The sequence below is a fragment of the Koromonas humicola genome, from assembly GCF_059726255.1.
On sequence record NZ_AP040873.1, the window covers coordinates 3,855,576 to 3,873,106 of the forward strand.

The 17,531-nt window shown below is 53.6% G+C and carries 9 protein-coding genes; 3 read left to right on the forward strand and 6 right to left on the reverse strand.

The window, feature by feature from the left end:
- Positions 1-117 precede the first annotated feature (117 nt).
- The 3 genes from AC6IZD_RS16830 to nusG all read right to left on the reverse strand — a co-directional run bounded on the left by AC6IZD_RS16830 (position 118) and on the right by nusG (position 3,189).
- Positions 118-1,611 carry a sugar transferase gene (locus tag AC6IZD_RS16830; protein WP_497784645.1) on the reverse strand — a complete coding sequence of 498 codons (1,494 nt, stop codon included), beginning with the start codon at positions 1,609-1,611 and terminating at the stop codon, positions 118-120.
- 152 nt (positions 1,612-1,763) lie between these two features.
- Positions 1,764-2,411, reverse strand: a complete 648-nt coding sequence (locus tag AC6IZD_RS16835; RefSeq protein WP_497784646.1) for a TetR/AcrR family transcriptional regulator — start codon at positions 2,409-2,411, stop codon at positions 1,764-1,766.
- Between the two features lie 277 nt (positions 2,412-2,688).
- On the reverse strand, positions 2,689-3,189 hold the full coding sequence (gene nusG / locus AC6IZD_RS16840; RefSeq protein ID WP_497787597.1) for a transcription termination/antitermination protein NusG: 501 nt from the start codon (positions 3,187-3,189) through the stop codon (positions 2,689-2,691).
- 2,552 nt (positions 3,190-5,741) lie between these two features.
- On the opposite strand from nusG, the gene AC6IZD_RS16845 reads away from it, so the two are divergent.
- A complete protein-coding gene (locus AC6IZD_RS16845; protein ID WP_497784647.1) occupies positions 5,742-8,078 on the forward strand; it encodes a WD40/YVTN/BNR-like repeat-containing protein in 2,337 nt (778 codons plus the stop codon).
- Between the two features lie 380 nt (positions 8,079-8,458).
- Here AC6IZD_RS16845 and AC6IZD_RS16850 read toward each other — a convergent pair whose 3' ends face one another.
- Complete coding sequence (locus tag AC6IZD_RS16850; protein WP_497784648.1) at positions 8,459-11,518, reverse strand: TonB-dependent receptor; 3,060 nt, start codon at positions 11,516-11,518, stop codon at positions 8,459-8,461.
- Positions 11,519-12,065: 547 nt separating this feature from the next.
- Between AC6IZD_RS16850 and AC6IZD_RS16855 the strand changes: the two genes are divergently transcribed.
- Entirely contained in the window at positions 12,066-13,088 is a 1,023-nt protein-coding gene (locus AC6IZD_RS16855) for a S1/P1 nuclease (RefSeq protein WP_497784650.1), read from the forward strand.
- 37 nt (positions 13,089-13,125) lie between these two features.
- Here AC6IZD_RS16855 and AC6IZD_RS16860 read toward each other — a convergent pair whose 3' ends face one another.
- Positions 13,126-15,729 carry a DNA topoisomerase 3 gene (locus AC6IZD_RS16860; RefSeq protein ID WP_497784651.1) on the reverse strand — a complete coding sequence of 868 codons (2,604 nt, stop codon included), beginning with the start codon at positions 15,727-15,729 and terminating at the stop codon, positions 13,126-13,128.
- A 108-nt stretch (positions 15,730-15,837) separates the two neighbouring features.
- Entirely contained in the window at positions 15,838-16,041 is a 204-nt protein-coding gene (locus AC6IZD_RS16865; protein WP_497784652.1) for a hypothetical protein, read from the reverse strand.
- Between the two features lie 603 nt (positions 16,042-16,644).
- Here AC6IZD_RS16865 and AC6IZD_RS16870 point away from each other — a divergent pair.
- Positions 16,645-17,514, forward strand: coding sequence for a hypothetical protein (locus AC6IZD_RS16870; protein WP_497784653.1), 870 nt, complete (start codon positions 16,645-16,647; stop codon positions 17,512-17,514).
- Positions 17,515-17,531: the final 17 nt, after the last annotated feature.

The window sequence follows — 17,531 nt, forward strand, 5'->3', positions numbered from 1 at the left end:
TGGACTCGCATTGGCGAGACATGCCCGGCTGAGCCGGGACTAGCGTGCTTGACGTGTCGCGCTGAAGTGTTCAGAAGGCCGCACAAATGCTCAGACAAATGAGAGGCGATTCACAGACTAAGTTCCACTGCCCGCAGCTACTACGCCAAAGGTCTTTGCTAAAACCTTGAGATCGAGCCAGAGGCTCCAATTCTCAACATACTCAAGATCTAGTTCTATGTAATTCTCAAAAGACGGGTTATTCCTCGCCTCAACTTGCCAAAGTCCAGTAATTCCGGGAAGGGCATCCAATCGGCGCAGGTGTTCCAATGCATATTGCTTGTATTCACCTGGCAACGGAGGACGTGGTCCCACTAGGCTCATCTCGCCTCGTAGAACGTTCCACAATTGGGGCACCTCATCAATGCTCCATTTACGCAAAATCCGTCCCAGCCGGGTTATACGTGGATCGTCAGATATCTTAAAGAGTATCCTGTCCCGCTCATTCAGGTGGCTCAAGGCGTCTTTCAGTATCTCCGCGTCAGCTATCATCGTTCGGAATTTATGACACCTGAATATTTTTCCTTTTTTCCCGACCCTTTCAGCGCTGTAGAAGATTGGACCTCGAGAATCCAGTTTGATGAAGATGGCAGTTAGAAGTACCACTGGGGATACAAAAATCAGTCCTAAGGTAGACAGTGCTATGTCAATTGCGCGCTTGAACAAATGCTGCAGGGAGGCAACAGGCTGCCGATAGAGCGCTATCGTGGGAAACTGGCCAATTGATTCGAGCGTTGCACCTATTGCCAGGCCATCATATAGATCTGGAACTACTCGAACGTTAACACCCAGGAACCGAGCTCTTTTTGCAATTTCTTTTATGAGGTCTCGGTCGCCGATATCAGTTATCAGAACCTCGTCGATGAAGTAGCTGCGCACGAGTACGTCTAGGTCGGCAATCCCACCCATGAGGTCACTGTCGTTGGAAGCCGGGTCTGTTCGCTTGGTACGTCTCCTATCGACAAAGCCTCTGAATACGTAGCCTAAATCAGCATTGTTCTCTACATACTGCCGCAACGCTTGGCCAACTCGGCCTGCCCCGACGATAAGTACGTTCCGTTGCTCAGTTAGTCCCTCGATCGCCTGATTGCGCCACCAATAACGCCACAAAAGCAGGACGGCGGTACTGAGAGCCACGGTCGTCCCGATAACCTCACGCGAGATTATCTTGATTCCAGACAAATAGACAAACGATGTAAGAACGAGTGCTGCCGCCCCGATTGCCTTTAGCGGCTCCAAAGGCTCAAAGCTCCTACGCTGCATGCAGGGCCGGGAGTAGAGATTCCTAGCATAGAAGAACAACACCACGAGAGCAGAAAAGAGCAGCAAAAAGCCAACATGCATCGCCATTTGCGCTTTGCCCATTGGATCATGCCAAGGCCATGTTCTGAACCGAAACCACAAGCTGGCCAGCGAACTGAGCCAGATCAGGGCAACATCCATCATGATCAAGAAGTCACGCGTAATCTTATTATTGTCAAATCGCGTCTGCTTCTTGGAATCGTTGACCTGAAGTTCCGAAGGTTGTAGTCCTAATCCATCCGCACTGCCAAGTTCCGACGTACTTGCCATTTCAAATCTCTCGATGTCGAAAGCGATACGAACCTGCGCTTAATCAGTCGCAAGATCGCGATTAACGTGACAGAAGGGGAGTATTCCGCACTTAGTTTGTTGCTTCTACTTGAAGAGAAAACGACCCAAAAAAGGATGGTGGGGCCGATTACTCAGTAAACGGGTGCCTCGGAGCATGTCCTCGGGTGGAATGCCGGCTTCGATGTTGGCAGGAGTACTTGGAGCCAATAACTGGAATACGTTGCGACAGCCTCGCTGGCATTGGCGTGAACATCAGCGCCGGTAAGTAGCCGAAACATACCTTCGTGAACGAGCGTTGTCAGCACAAAACTAATCGTTGCTGTAGAAGTGTCCAGATTTCTCACAGTGCCGTCTTCAATACAACGCTCAAAATACTGTGCTATTTCCTGAAAGATGGAGCCCACTTGCTTGCGCCAGATGAACTCGCTGCCATGCCTCATTTCGAGCAAGCTGACTCCTAATAACCTGAGTAGATCTGGCTGATACATTGCAATCTCGACCAAGTACTCAATGATCAACGGCACTACAATTTCAGGATTGCCAACCTGGTCTAGACCACTTTGCAGTTCTTTCCGAAACCGCACGCGTGAGAAACGAGATTGGAGTGCCTCCCAGAACATATCCTGCTTCCTTGGAAAATATCGAAACAGGGTTGCTTCATTCACATCGGCAAGCCTAGCGATCTCACGGGTCGCGGTGCCATTGAATCCTTGTCTGGAAAACAGCTGCACAGACGCATCGAGAATTCGTCGCTTAGTGTCGCCGGTATTGTTATTCATTTGGGGGAGGTTTTAGTTAGTCCAGAGTTTGCGAACCACTTGCTGTTAGATCTGTTTTGGACGCTTTCGCTCCTGCAGACACTTTCAGGACTCAGTCAGGAAGTAATGACTTTCACGGACTCGCGACTGGGCTTCAGCAGCAAGTAAGTGATCGCTTCATCCCCGTCCATGTAACAGAGTAGGGTGATTGCATTTGCGGCTTGCAGTACGGTGGAAGCCTTCGCTATGCAAGATAAGGCTACGGTTGCGGGATAGGACGACATTGAAAAGAGAAATTCTAGCGCACAGCTTCGAGACTCATTGCATCCAGTTCGATTGCCATACTTCTCTGTATGTAGTCTAGAGTAACCACCACTCGCGATTCGTTCTTCTCGCGCACCAAAATGCCTTCATATCCGGATAGTGGCCCATCAATGATTCGAACCTTTTCGCCGACCGTCAAATAGGGATGTGGTGATACCCGGCAAAGATCAATGCTAGATCGGAGCTTTTCCAGTTCCGCGGCCTGAAGTGGCGTTCCTTCATTGCCAGCGCCAACGATTCTTATCACACCAGGGGAGCTCAAAACTGCGCCTCGTTCATGCCGCCCAAACCTTGCGAATATGTAATTAGGAAAGAGCGGCAGTTGCAACTGAACGGTCGATCCATTCTTCCATTTTCGCTTGGTCGCCCACGTTGGCAGGTAAGACTCTATCTCCCTCGCCTGAAAACGGAGGGCCACATTCTTCTCGTGCTTAGTCTGTGTATAGATCGCAAACCATTGAAGGGAGTGCGCCATCTCAGGCGAAACACCAGCCCCAGGAAAGCTATCGGAAGCTGGAACCCAACTGAACGAGTAAGACAAGGCTTCGCCATCCCCACTTAGGAGGTGATTTTACAAACCACAAGTTAGCGTCGTCGCAACGGTATGCTCGCCAAAGAAGTGAATGACGATGACGAGATTCCAAGCGCGTTATGCGCTGGTCATGTAAGCGCTTGCTTGTTTTCTGATTTCCAAATAAGGCTATCGCCGAGAGACATGAATTGCAAGACTTACCTTAATCAAAAACTAATTTTTTACGTACGCTTGCGACTAAATACACCTACCGTCCGATCCCCTGGCACGAAGAAGTATTGACGGAAGCTTCGCGCTACCTTGTACTAACTCGCAATTGCTCTTAAGCTCAGTCTGCAGACTGGAGTTGCTCGCCTTATTGTGCTGACCGTTTCAGCGCAAAATTAGCCACTAATTAGAGCTGCAGTGAAGTAGAGGAGTGCGGGCGAGCTGCTCATTGCCGGTTTTTGCAAACCGATGACAACAGCCTCATTGCGGCCAGTTCGGTGCGGCGCATCGGTTTTTTGGGGTTTTGGGGAAAGGACAACGCCGAACTCGCACGGTCTCGGTCGACGATTTGGACCATGCGTGCCCTGCAGTTCTTTCACAGGAATGAGAAAATTGCTTGTGGGTAGTTTCCGCAAACTGTTGGCGGCAACGAAATGCTGCGATCCTGCGCAAAGATATGCTGCAGCAGGGGAGCTCAGGGGGCAGAGTTAAGCTGCAAGCTGACGCGATCGAATACTGCAAGCATTCGGGGCAACACATTTCCCCCGGGCGGGCTGAGGTCGAATTGGCGATAACTCAATGTTGGGCGATTTCTCGCACTTTATTGGTGGAGTATCTTGCTCATCGCCTTTTGGAGTGCCGCTTTGTAGTGTTCATTTCCTGGTTCACTGGCGTTACTTGAGAATTTGAGTGACCCCAAGCTACCAAGAGGATTCCGTTCATGCAGAGTACAACCGCGAGAGGTGTCGACAACAGGGCTAGCCATGAAGTATCCCGATCTTGGGGAAAGTCACCGTCGTTGGCGGATTGAAGCCATCCTTCAATCGATTAGTAACCTGGTCAGCACTGGCATACTGTCCGCCGTTTGGTGGCAGCATTTCATTGCACAGCCTTTAATACTGGCCCCTGGCATAGCACCAGCAATAAGTGACACAACTAAGCGGTACGCGCGAACCTGATCTACATGGGATTGTGTTGTAGTTTAAGGTTCCCATCGGCCATATGCACGGCCGATTCACTGCACGACAGGTTGCAGCGCTCGGACCACGATCGCCCATTGCAATGTACCGCCCCCGCAAAGGCATCCAGATGGTCTTACCATATTCTCAGCACACGAGCTTCCCGATAATCAGTGGTCGCAACTTCTGGCCTTCTAGGTGCCGGCATGATCTCGAAAGGTGTTCATGTTCTAGATGATGATGAACTCTTTTGCTCTCTGCTGTCGTTCTCGTAGAATGGAGAACTATGTTTTTCGACAAGACTTCGAAGCCTGCTGAACACACTCCGTCCGAGCTGGTGACCTGCCCCGTGTGTTCTCACACGACCTCTGTTCCGATGAAACCAGACGCACTGTCGGCCGAAACGTTCACGTGTAGGTGCGGAATTTGTATCAACTCCGAATTAGGGTTCTACACATCGCCGAAAAAGCCATAGATGCCCCGATACGCACTAGGCGCATTAATACAATGACGGCGGCAGCTTCCAGTTCTGACAATTACACATTCAGCGTCACAATGAGTGTTGTTCTTTACACTCGGCAGGCTAGCTTCTAGCTAACACTGCTACTTCCCATCGAAAAGGTCACCTAAATAGGCGCTAGGCGGGTGAACTGCTGAACATGCCTCCTATAGACTTTCAGCAGTCGACCTCACCCCTCGAAGAGGATAGCGGTAAAGCAACCCAAGAACGACAGGCCAGCGCCTTTGATTGGAGAGCACAAACACACGGCGAGACTTGAATTGTACTTTCCCGCTTCTCCGATTTCCACAAAGCTGGACGGCCGCTGCCGGGTATGCAGCGTTGATGGCAGAATAGCCAAGCATTAACCGAGCTGAGCACGTCGTCGCCCCCTCGGGACGCATTCAAGGTACGCCAAACATCTTCTCGATGGCCAAACTGGAGCTGTGTTCACCCAAGTTGCCATTCTGCGTCAGGCTATGTTCTGTCACCTTCTGGAAGGAAAACTCAATTACAAATTTCCTTCCAAAGAAGATTTTCGTCTGGCAACCTCGATTGACTAATGTTTCTCCTAACATCCTGTTTTCCCCGGCCCCGTTCACCAGCGCCAAACAGCTCTGATAGTCAGCGGAATCTCATCCACTGACTTCAACCTCTCCAACAAACAAGATTCGCTGTTTTCAGTCAAGGGTGTACCGAGCATTTAAAGGGCCAAGAAGTCATGACGTGCTCTGGCGTGCACGATCGTTCTCTGTGATTGCTGCAGACCGTCGGTGAGCTACTTTCGAAATTCGCAACTTACGCCTGACACCGCACGTAAGGAGTCGAACATGCTACGAAAACCGAGAGCTACTGGCTTTGTTCTTACCCCGCAGAAGTCGCATGTGCTTGTGTGTGTGATAGCCGCAATGTTTTACGTTGCTGTGGGTTCCCCGACGACGTGGGCACAAAAGAAACCGGTTGAACGCCTCAAAGAAATCCAACGGCGTGGACGGTGGTTCTTCGATCAAAGGGCTTACCCATCCGGACGCATTCGAGGTGATGCGAAAATGCGGGCGGTGCGACAGGCGCAAGCGATGCCGATTGAGCAGGCTCAGGCGAACAGCCGCATTAAAGGTAGTTGGACGCTGATAGGACCAAGACCAGGAACTTCGTTTTGGAATTCCGCAACTGACGGTGGAAATTCCGGACGAGTTACTGCGCTTGCGGTTGACCCGCGCAATCAGAACGTAGTGTATTTGGGAGCGGCAGATGGTGGAGTTTGGAAGACCTCCGATGCAGGACTTAACTGGAATGCCCTTACCGATCGGCAGCCATCCTTGAGCATAGGATCAATCGCGCTCGACCCTGTAAACCCCGATATTGTTTACGTCGGTACAGGTGAGGAAAACTTCAATGGAGATGGATATGGTGGCGCTGGGATCCTGAAATCCACTGACGGAGGAGCTAGTTGGACACAATTACCCGGGCCGTTTGTATTCAATACAAACGGAGGGTCACATATCGGTTCACTGTCGGTGAGCCCAGGTAGTAACGGACAGGTACTGCTGGCGGCCGTGTCTTCGTTTGGCGGAACTATACCTTGGGGCGGAGCTGTGATGCGCTCATCAGATGGTGGCGTCACTTGGGTGGCCGTGTTGCCCGGTATCGCTACAGCCGTTCTGTTCAACCCTGATCCCTCCTCCGGAATAGCTTATGCAGCCTTGGGAAGCCCGTACGGAGATACCTACAATGCGATCTATAGATCCACCGATTCCGGACAGACGTGGAACGTGATCTCCGGAACAGGAAGCCGCGTGATCCCCGCCTCTGGCCTCGGTAGAATCGGTCTAGCCATATCGGCATCAAACCCTTCGATTCTCTACGCAGCAATTGCTCTGCCCCTTGGCAGTCCGTTGTCGGGAATAGCAGGTGTATTCAAAACCACTGATGCCGGGGCAAATTGGGATCGGGTTGGAGACCCTCCATCTTGTTGCAGTTGGTATGAAGGTGGTATTGCGGTAGACCCAAACAATCCAAACATTGTGATCACAGGTGGTTTTGCTGCTTCCATGTCTCTCGATGGGGGCGCGAGTTGGAGAGATATTTCTGTAGGTTCGAATGGTATAGCCCTTCACCCAGATCAGCATGCTTTCGCATTCTCATCGGATGGGACAAAGTTATATCTCGGGAACGATGGTGGAGCGTACAGTGCGACAGGTTTCTCGTCGAACAATTCGTTTGCGTGGACCGACCTCAATGCGACCATTGCGACCATGCAGTTCTATCCCGGACTCGCGGTGCATCCCACCTCGTCGTTGGCGCTTGGTGGAACACAGGACAATGGCACCCAATTCTACTCCGGGAAATCACTTTGGACCGTCACTACCTGTGGAGACGGAGGTCCCACCGTCATGGATCCGCAGGTGCCCACAAATGTATATGCTTATTGCGTTGGCGATTTCGCGTTCTTGCAAAAGTCTACAACTGGCGGAACTGACAGATCAGGATGGTTTTCGGCGCAAGCTGGTATAAATGACGCCGATCGGCGGCAATTTATCGCACCCTTGACCATCGACATCAAAGATCCTTTGCGCCTCTACTTTGGGACCTATCGTGTTTATCAAACGATCGATGGTGCCAGGTCTTGGCAAGCGATCTCTCCCGACCTGACGCAGGGCGGAGAAGTTTCTGCCCTCGCAGTTGCGCCTTCGGACAGTAACACCGTTTATGTAGGAAGTAGCGACGGCATGTTAAGTGTCACATCAAGCGCTGGTGCGGGCACGGGAGCTTCGTGGATAAATCGCACTGCTGGCCTACCAAATCGCTTTATCTCCGCAATCGCGGTAAACCCGAAAGCTGCGCAACAAGCCTACGTTGCTCTATCCGGCTTTGATAGCGGCCATCTGTACTTCACCTCCGATGGCGGTACGACTTGGAAGAATGTGAGCGGAAATCTGCCCAACATTCCTCTGAATGACATGGTTGTCGATCCTAAGTTTGCAAACACGATCTATGTGGCCAGCGACGTGGGTGTATTCATCAGCCGCAATGGAGGCGCAAGTTGGACGAATTTAAGTGTTGGGCTTCCTCAGGCTGTGGCGCTCTCCATCAAATTACAGTCCTCAACTAGAACGTTGTTTGTGGCGACTCACGGTAGAAGTGTGTGGACTCTAAAACTGCAATGACGCGAGCATCGTGAAGACGATTGGGGAAGGCCCAACGTATAGTCGAAAACTGACTAGCGACCGCTCCTCCGGCCTATCTTCGATTCACTGCTCGCAGCAGGAGGCGTACCGAAGATCAAAGCCACGACTGAATCGCCGTATTCCAATCCGGAAAAGGGTTGCAGACTAGACGGATGTAACTATCTTCGAAAGAGTAGAAATGGACATGATTATGGGGAGCATTGGGATGCCCTCTGGTGTAACAACACGAGGGCTCAATCCCTACTGAGTGATCTTCTTCCGTGACGCACATGTTAGGCCGCCCCCAAATAGGCGGCCGAATACTTCGGCTCATGCGAAAGGGCTGGCCAAAGCCAGCCCTGGTTAGGTCAGGTGAACAATTAGAAGGTAAAGCGGGCGCCGAACTCGCCTTCAAAGGCAAAGGCGGTTGACGAACTGGTCGGATTGGTGAAGCCAGAAGGCTGGCCAATCTTGCCAGAGGTGGTCGTGTAGAAGTAGTTGTTGCCGTAGTTGGCGCGATTCGTGAGGTTGAAGCCTTGGAAGCTGAGCTGTAATCTGCGCTGTTCACCGAGTTTGAAGTTCTTGCTCACGCGAGCGTCAAGCTCAAAGATCGGAGCGCCACGAAGACTGTCATACGGCACTATGTGGGCAGTGCCTGCTGCGAGTGCAGCACGCGCCGCCGCGCCATTATGACCTGCGCCTGAGCTGTCGTACATGTAGTAGTTCTTCGGCGCGTTGTTGTCCACCACCACCGGACGCGAGTAGCCAGTACCGAGTCCGAGGATGTCATAACCTGCGTTCAGATCGTACGGCCTCGCAGAACCGAACTGAAGGATCGGAGCGGCTTCGAGTCCGAATGGCATGTTCACGATTCCACTGATCGTGATGTGGTGACGTTCATCGAATGGCGTTGGGCCGAAGTCCCAGCTCGCTAGCGGATGTAGCGGATTGTGCGGATAGCTGTGATAGCTGGACTGGGAGCTGGACAGTGTCGGGGGGCCTCCGGAAGCGGTCGCATAACCTACCGCGCGACTCAGAGTGTAGTTCGCGATCAGGCTGAAGTTCTTGACCATCCGCTGGCGATAGCTCAGATTCAGGCCATCGTAGCGGGAACGGCCAATCGACTGATTGTCCATGATGCGGCCGAGCGCAGGAACCCCCGCTGCATTGAACGCTGCTGTGAAAGGACGTACGCCGGTGGCAGGATCTTTGGGGTTAATGTTGATATCAACGTTGGAGTGGAGTCCGAGAGTATGAACGTACTCAGCCTCGAAGACCGCCTTCTGGTTCATTGCCCACTGGTAACCAAGATTGAATTCTTCGGTGTAGGGATTACGATATTTTGGGTCCATGGTACGGCCAGTACTGCCTGTGGCGAGTAGCGATGAAGCCGCTGGAATGTTGGCTAACACCGTTGCGACGTTTGCCGCGGAGTAGGTCCACTGTGAAAGAGGGGTGCTGAATCCGGGAACTGTGTCGTTCACCCCAATCGAAAGCGCCTGCTGATAGACAGTCGGGTTGGCCATCTGCTCCATCCATAACGGAATGTTCTGATAGACATTCCCGAAATACAGACCGTAGCCGCCGTGCAGAACATGCTTCCCAGCGCCAGTCAGGTCATAGGCGAAGCCCACACGCGGACTGAAGTCCTTGTTGTCGTCGTGCGGCTTCACAGCATAGGCGCTGTTGATTGCTTGCAGCTCAAGGAAGGTCTTGCTCTTGCCAATAGCGCTGCCACCAATGAGATTGACGTCCTTATCCCAGCGAACGCCAAGGTTCAGCGTCAAACGCTTCGTGGCCTTCCAGTCATCCTGAAAGTAAAGTCCGACCTGCTTCGTCCCACCTGGAACGTTCGTGCGGGAGTCACCATTCGAAATTGACATGCCGCCGACCAGTCCTGGGTTTGCAAATCCGCCAGATAACGCAGCAATAGCAGACGGATCTGTGAGGAAGTCGATTTCGAGGGTTGAGTTGGACGAAAAATAGCCACCAAGAGACGGGTTCCAGATGTAATCGACACCCGTTTTCAGTGTGTGTTTGCCGAGCGTCTTCGTGATGTCGTCGCGCCACTGCCATTTTCGCTGAAACGACTGCTGCGGTACGTTCGTATTTGTGCCGAACCATTCGCCGCTGGCGAAAGTGATGTAAGGTGCATTCTTTGTGGTTACATCGATGATGTTGTTCCAGTACTGAAAGCCAAAGGTGAAGCTGTTTACCAGCGTCTCAGACAGCACCGAATTCAACGTTAAGTTCGCGATCTGCATGTGGTTCAGCGTGACATTTCCACCCGTGAGATCGCCATTTCCATCAGACTGATCGTTGAAGCTGTTGTTCGCCTGAGATGTGTAGCTAATGTAGGCGTTTTCCTTGTCGCTGAACTTGTAATCGAGTCGTCCGTTCAGGCGGTTTTCGAAGAATGGGGTTGGGATGTTTGTGGCAGGCTCAGCAGCCATGCCCAGTTGCGTGGCCGCAATCTGGAGTTCATTAAGGGAGTTTCCAGTTTCAGGAATACTGGTATGTTCGCGCTGGCGCTCGAAGGCGAAGAACACGAACGATTTGTTCTTTACAATCGGCCCGCCGATCGAACCACCGAACTGTTGACGGCTATATGGTCCGTTGGACGTGCTGCCATCGGCCAGCTTCTTATCCGCATTGAACTTCTCGTCACGAAAATAAGCGAAAGCTGAACCGTGGAAGCTATTCGTGCCGGACTTGGTAATCATATTGATCGCGGCGCCTTCGGAACGGCCATTTGCGGCAGAGAATCGTTGCGTCGAAATCACAAATTCTTCTACAGCTTCAAGCGGAAGCTGCATTACTGTACCCCCGACCGTGCTGTCCTTATTGTCAACGCCGTTAACGGTAACATTCACTTCGCGGCCCACGTTACCGTTCACCGACAGAACCGCGGAGCGATTCTTCGTGGGATCAAACGAGTCAGCCGACTTCACACCAGGTGCAAGATACGCTAGGTTAGCGACGTCGCGTCCCAATAGAGGCAGTTCTTCGACTTCCTTCGGTGTGATTTCCTGGCTCACGGAGGTCTTGGCTTGGTCTACCAGTTGAATATCCTCTGATACCTCGATCACTTCAGACGCCTGCCCTGGTTTTAGACCCGCCGCGACTGTTGCCGTTTGGCCTACAAGCAGTTCCAGAGATTGCGAGAAGGTCGCGAAACCACCTTTTGAAACCTTAACGACGTACGCGCCCGCTGACAGTTGGTCGAAGCGGAAATCTCCCAATGCGTTTGTAGTCGTGGTACGGATGGCACCTGTCCCTCGGTTCGTCGCGGTAACGGTGGCTCCGACGATCACCGCCCCACCCTTGTCCGAGGCCGTACCTGCGATTGTGCCGGTAGCCGTTGCCTGCGCGAACACGAGGGTCGGCGCGCTAATCGCAACCAATGTGACGACTAAAAGCAGATTCAATAGCTTCTTCATTAGTGTCTTGCCTCCCTGCCCACAAAAAGGGCAGATTTCGAGCGGTAGATCCGCGTTCATTCCGAAGGGAGTTAATTCAGAGCTTGTTTTTACGCATCTGCAGAAGATGGATACACGTCTCCTATGAGCTGTCCTGAGGACAACTTCTCAGGACTTCGCAACTCATCTATCACACCCGCTCGTCGTGTAGTCATCAGACAGGATCAGGTTTGAGCTGTCCGAAGTTGGAGGTTGCGATCTATATGAGGGCTACCGGTTAGTGCCCACGGAAGCATCAGCTTCCATCACAGGTTGTGAGTGTGACAAGCACGTGTGTGTCCAAATGCTCGCCCATTGTAAGTTGTTGACTTGTCGGGTATTCCCATACAGCAACGCGCAGAGCACCTATGAGTAACTGAAAATGGCGGATTCAGAGTCTATGAAACTTGAGAGATTGATCAAGAAATGAAGGAGTTCAGTCGCTAACGCAGCTTGTGCAGCGCGAACCTCCGAAAGTGTCCGCGTATTGACGCGACAGACCGCGCATGTTTATCTCTCTTCAGAGACTATGAACCGCATTCTCGCTGCTTTACTGACCGTTGTGCTCTTCGTTCCCAATTTCGCTTGGGCTTGGGGCCGCGAAGGCCACCAAATCATTGCCAAAGTTGCCGAAAATCATCTGGATGAAGCGACCAAGATTATGGTGCAGTCGCTCATCGGCAACAATCATTTGTACTCTATCGCTTCATGGGCCGACGAAATCAGGAAGGAACGGCGTGAGACTGGACCGTGGCATTATGTCGATATTCCGCTCGGAGGCACGTACATTGCAAACCGCGATTGTGCTCTCCCTCATAGCTGCGTAGTCGACCAGATTTCACACGACCTGGCGGTGCTCGCGGACAGGCACGCGAGCAGAGAGCAACGGGCGGAGGCTTTGAAATTTGTTGTGCATTTTGTGGGTGACATCCACCAGCCTTTGCATGCAGTTGGAGATTCCAGAGGTGGCAATGGCATCCATGTGCGCTTCATGGGCAGCTCTCAATGCGGCCGCTACGAATGCGAGCTTCACGGCGTGTGGGATTCAAGCATGATCTTCCAAATGGGACTTCGGCGTGACGAGTACGCGCTACGCCTTGAAGAACTCATCCGCCACGAGCACCTGAAAAATATCGATGGTGGAAGGCCTGAGCAGTGGGCGAACGAATCCGCCGGACTAGTGAAGCCCGCGTGGGTCGCAGATAAGGCGGATCTGAACGAGGCGTACTATGAGCGTGAGATCCGCGTTGCTGATCGACAAATGGCGCTCGCAGGCCTGCGCCTAGCGAAGGTGCTAAACGAGACCCTTGGAAAGATCACTCCGCGCGATTTCACCCCGGCCAACAGCGAGAAACATAAGAACGTCGTCCCCGCAAATGCATCAGGCGACAAAGTCTGGGTAAACACTAACAGCGGCGTTTATCACTGTCCCGCAAGCAAATGGTACGGAAACACAAAACATCGTGAGTACATGACCCAGGCGGAGGCGCAGAAGCACGGATACCGGCCGGCGTCTGTTCAAGACTGTGCTGTATACGCGCCGCAGTCCTGAACGCACGGAGGATGCTGCGCCGTCCGATGTGAGCCGACTACAGTACCAATTCAAACAGTTCTGCAATCTTCGCATGAACTTCGGGACTCTGCTCGCGTGTCAGCACCAGCACCGCCGCCGGTCGCAGTGCCGGGAGCTGCTCGCGCAGCAGTTCGCAATCAGCGAGATAGCCCTGGCTCGACCGTAGTGCACGCTCTGCATCCTCAATCGCAATCAGAGCCGGGGTTCGCTTTGCTAGCATCTGCGGAAACCCTGCCACGCTCAGTCGCTCCGCTGCAAGGTAAAGGAACTTCAGCCGCCCGTTTAAATAGTCCCAGCACGCGGCCCGAAGCGCCTCCCGGGTGCGGTTCGCATGAATGCAGTCGCACGCCACCCCGCGCTTGCGCAGCATCGCAACTTCTGCATCCATCCACTCCCCCTGAGCGCTCACTACCAGCGTGGTTCCCTCAAGCGCGAGTCCGGCCAGTTGGTAGCACAACGTCTTCCCCGCTCCGGCAGGAAGCGCCAGCAAATGGTCTTTGCCCGACAGCGCAGCCAGACACGCGGCTTTCTGCCCCGGGAGAAACTTCTTGTATCCGAACCGCTCCTCCAGCAGCGCATTCAGCTGTGCTGCCTTCGATGGCTTCTTAGCCTTGGCCTGCGCTAAAACTGCAGTGCCTGCTTTTGCGTTTCTTGCAGCCTGACCTGTCTTCTGGGCAGGAGCGAACCGCATCCTTGGCGTCAGCCGTATCTTTTCCACAACAGTGCTTACATACGCGCCGATGCCTTCGAGGAACGGTCCAAGCTGTGCCTGTCCCTGGTGGATCTTCTTCAGATATGCTTCCCATTGGCCAGTCATCGCCGGACTCTTCACCTCCGGATGCACAACCTCGATCAAATGGATTCCTTTGTCCGTCGCTTCCAGCATTTTTCCGCTGCGCACAATGTATCCACGCTTCAGTAGCACCTCGATGATCGCGGCCCGCGTGGCCGGTGTTCCCAGCCCGGTGTCCTTCATCGCATCCGATAGTTCTTTCTCATCCAGCGTCTGCCCCGCCGTCTGCATTGCCGTGAGCAGAGTGCCCTCGGTAAACCGCTTGGGCGGCTTGGTTTTCTTCTTCTTGGCATTGATTTCAGCCACTTGTTGCGGCTGGCCCTCCGCCAGATCCGGAGGCAGCACTTGCTCCGCCTCGTCCTCATCACCGCCTTTGGAACCCTTCTTCCTCCTTTCCGGTGCAGGATCCAGCACCTTCCAACCCATCTGCTGCACCAGCGTTCCCGACGTGCGGAAGTGATCCACAATGGCTTCTGTGCCATCTTGTCCGGGGTTCGTAATCGCGGTAATCACGGTCGTGGTGGCCTGCAGATGATCCTCGTGCCACATTGTCAAAAAGCGCCGACACACCAGGTCGTAGATCTTGCGCTCCTGAGGGCTGAGGCTCAGCTTCCCGGGATTCACCGCGTTTGGCAGAATCGCGTGGTGGTCGCTCACCTTACTGTCATCTACGAAACGCCGACTCAGCGGCCGTGTTCCCGTGCCCTCAGCCACGCGCTGTGAATACTGCGGTGCAACCACATCCGCAATTTTCCGAACCGTCTTCGCCACATCGGCTGATAAATGGCGACTGTCCGTGCGGGGATAGCTGATGAGCTTGTGGCGTTCATAAAGCGCCTGCGCGTATGTCAGCGTTTCCTGCGCGCTGAACCCGAACAGTCGATTGGCGTGACGCTGCAGTTCCGTCAGGTCATACAATAACGGCGGCTGCGTGCGCTGCGTCTCAGACTTTACTGACTCGATCGTCACCGCGCCAGTTCGCGCCCGTTCGAGGATCTGCCGCGCCTCTTCCCCGTCCGCCGGAAGACGCGACAGTTTCGCCTGGGCCTCTTTCTCGCTCCCCTGTTCGCGCGACCGGAACCATGTGCCCGTAAAGACCTGCTGCTTCCGCTCGCCTTGGCCTTCAAACTTGGCGATCACCTCGATGTACTCTTCCGGCACAAACTGCCGAAGGACAAGCTCCCGCTCTACCACCATGGCCAGCGTGGGCGTCTGCACGCGTCCTACCGAGAGTTCTTCGTTGTAAATCAGGGAATAGGCCCGCGAGAGGTTCATTCCAACTAGCCAGTCGGCGCGGCTCCGCCCATGCGCGGCATCGGCCAGTCCGTCGTAGGTACTGTCGGGGCGCAAGTTCTCAAAGCCTTTGCGGATCGCATCGGCAGTCATCGATGAGATCCAGAGCCGGGTTACCGGCTTATCGCAGATCGCCGCGCCGTAGATGTAGCGAAAGATCAGTTCTCCTTCCCGGCCGGCATCCGTTGCGCAAACCACCTGCGCCACTCGCGGCGAGGTCAGAATCTTCCGTACCACCTCAAACTGGTCCTTGGTCTTTTCATACACGACCAGCGGCCATTCGGCAGGAAGCATGGGCAGCAAGTCCAGCCTCCAATGCTTCCACTCGGAATGCATCTCGTGAGGCTGCGCCAGAGAAACAAGGTGCCCGATGGCCCAGGTCACCACATATCCGTTTCCGTGCAGATATCCTTGACCCTTTTTGGCGGCTCCGAGAACGCGGGCTATATCGCGCGCAACGGAGGGCTTTTCGGCCAGGACGGCGGTCACTGTGGCACTGGCCGACGATATTGGTGCTTCAACTATGCCACTCATTCCACTAAGTTACATCTCGACACTTCGATTGCCAAAACCTCCACAATGGAGAGGCAACGACTCGGGCATACCTGCGTAGTTTCAGATCAAGTCAAGTGCTCAGGAGGCTTACGTGTAGTCGGCATGCCGATCCGCCACAACATCCGGCGCGAAGTCATATTCCACGTAAAGAGCTCGGGGAACTCGACAGCATTCTGCTTCGGACTTCGTGGACAGACTCAACGTGACCGGGGGTGTTCTCGTCGCGAGCAATGAAGAGTACTTCAGTACCACTCCTGCGACTTCTCGCGCCGGACGACAGATGACAGCCATTTCGCGACGATCACAGCGTGCGACGGGGAAAGGACGGGAAGTCCGATTTGCACGTCGTCCTTCTACTCGCTCAATTCAGAGGGTATAGAGAGAACAGAACCCGCGGTTCACATAGCCGATTCTGTTCGGCCGTTAGTCAAGTTCCGTCCCTCTTCCCACTGGGCCGTCATCTGCTCGGCGACGGGAGCAAACTCCGCATTCCAAGGGGAGATCGTGCCGGCGCCTGGAATTACATCCGCTCTGATGCCGCAATGCTTCGCGCAAAGACCCAATCTGCTATCGCAAAGGTGCACATGCGATCTCGACCTGTGCTGCTGCGGTCTGATCGATGCGACGCGTTAGCTCCTCCGCCGAGAGAGGGATGGCCTATTCCCTTTGCCTCTATCTCGAAGACATCGGCACGTACATATCCACACGCACATTAGGTCTAACTGGGACGTTCAAGTGTCTCGCCCGGAGTTGCGGGCACAAGCCCTTACTTCGATCCCAATCAGTAGAGATATCTGAAATCGCGGCCCGCCTGCAGTCTCGTCTCTTCTCCTGCCTCCCGTAAGCCGACCTGACCACAGTGGACAAGTTAGGCCTTCTGGCGGCACTTCCATCTTGACCACAGGCAACAAGATGATCTCCCATAAGCTGCTGATAACAGGGTACATTTCTATTGTCAAACCGTCTGCAAGGGCTCAGAATGCCAGCATGGCAGCCATTATTCCCATAAACAAGAATCGGTACTTTAGCCCCTGCCCCGAGGCGCCAGAATCGCTGTTTGCATCGCGACCACTTGACGATGATCATTGGGAGGAGCTTTGGAAGAGAGCGACCTGCGCAGCGGACGAAGCCTCATCTATCGTTGCCAACACTGAGAGTACAGATACGCAGGTGGACCGCGGAATCGCTTGGGTGCAGCTACCGGATGGCCGCTCGCGCTTTGCTTGCTGGGTGCGCAGGACTGACAAGGATGGTTGTTACTCAACTCGCCCCGGTTTTCGAATTCAGCCGGTACTCCCTGAGGAATCCATCAATGTGCAACGCGCTTACGCTGAATCGTTCGCGCGCGTATTGCGGAACGCCGGCATTCCCTGCAAGGTCGGTATTAGTCTCTCGCCTACACCAGTCAAGCAACTAGAACCTGGACAGGAGGATCCTGCGCATTGCGTCGACCCACAGCTGGCATTCTTTCCTCCCCGTATTTCTTTGCTCAGGCGAGAATTGGACGAGTGGTTTGAAAGGAGCGGGTTCAGCAATGACTTCGGATGGTACTTACCGAGATCGGAAGAATTCAAAAGATTAAAGATCGGCTACTTTGAAGACGCCGAACTTGTTCTGATTTTCGATGGTAGTGGGCTGTATGAGGTCCTGAACTATCATTCGCCAAGACAACTCGAAGACGAGTTTCTTTACATTCTTGCTAAACATGGGTACTACTTCAGTTTGGGAAACGCGTGGAATTTAGGGCTCTACAACATCCGCTGATTTCCGTAACCTTTCAT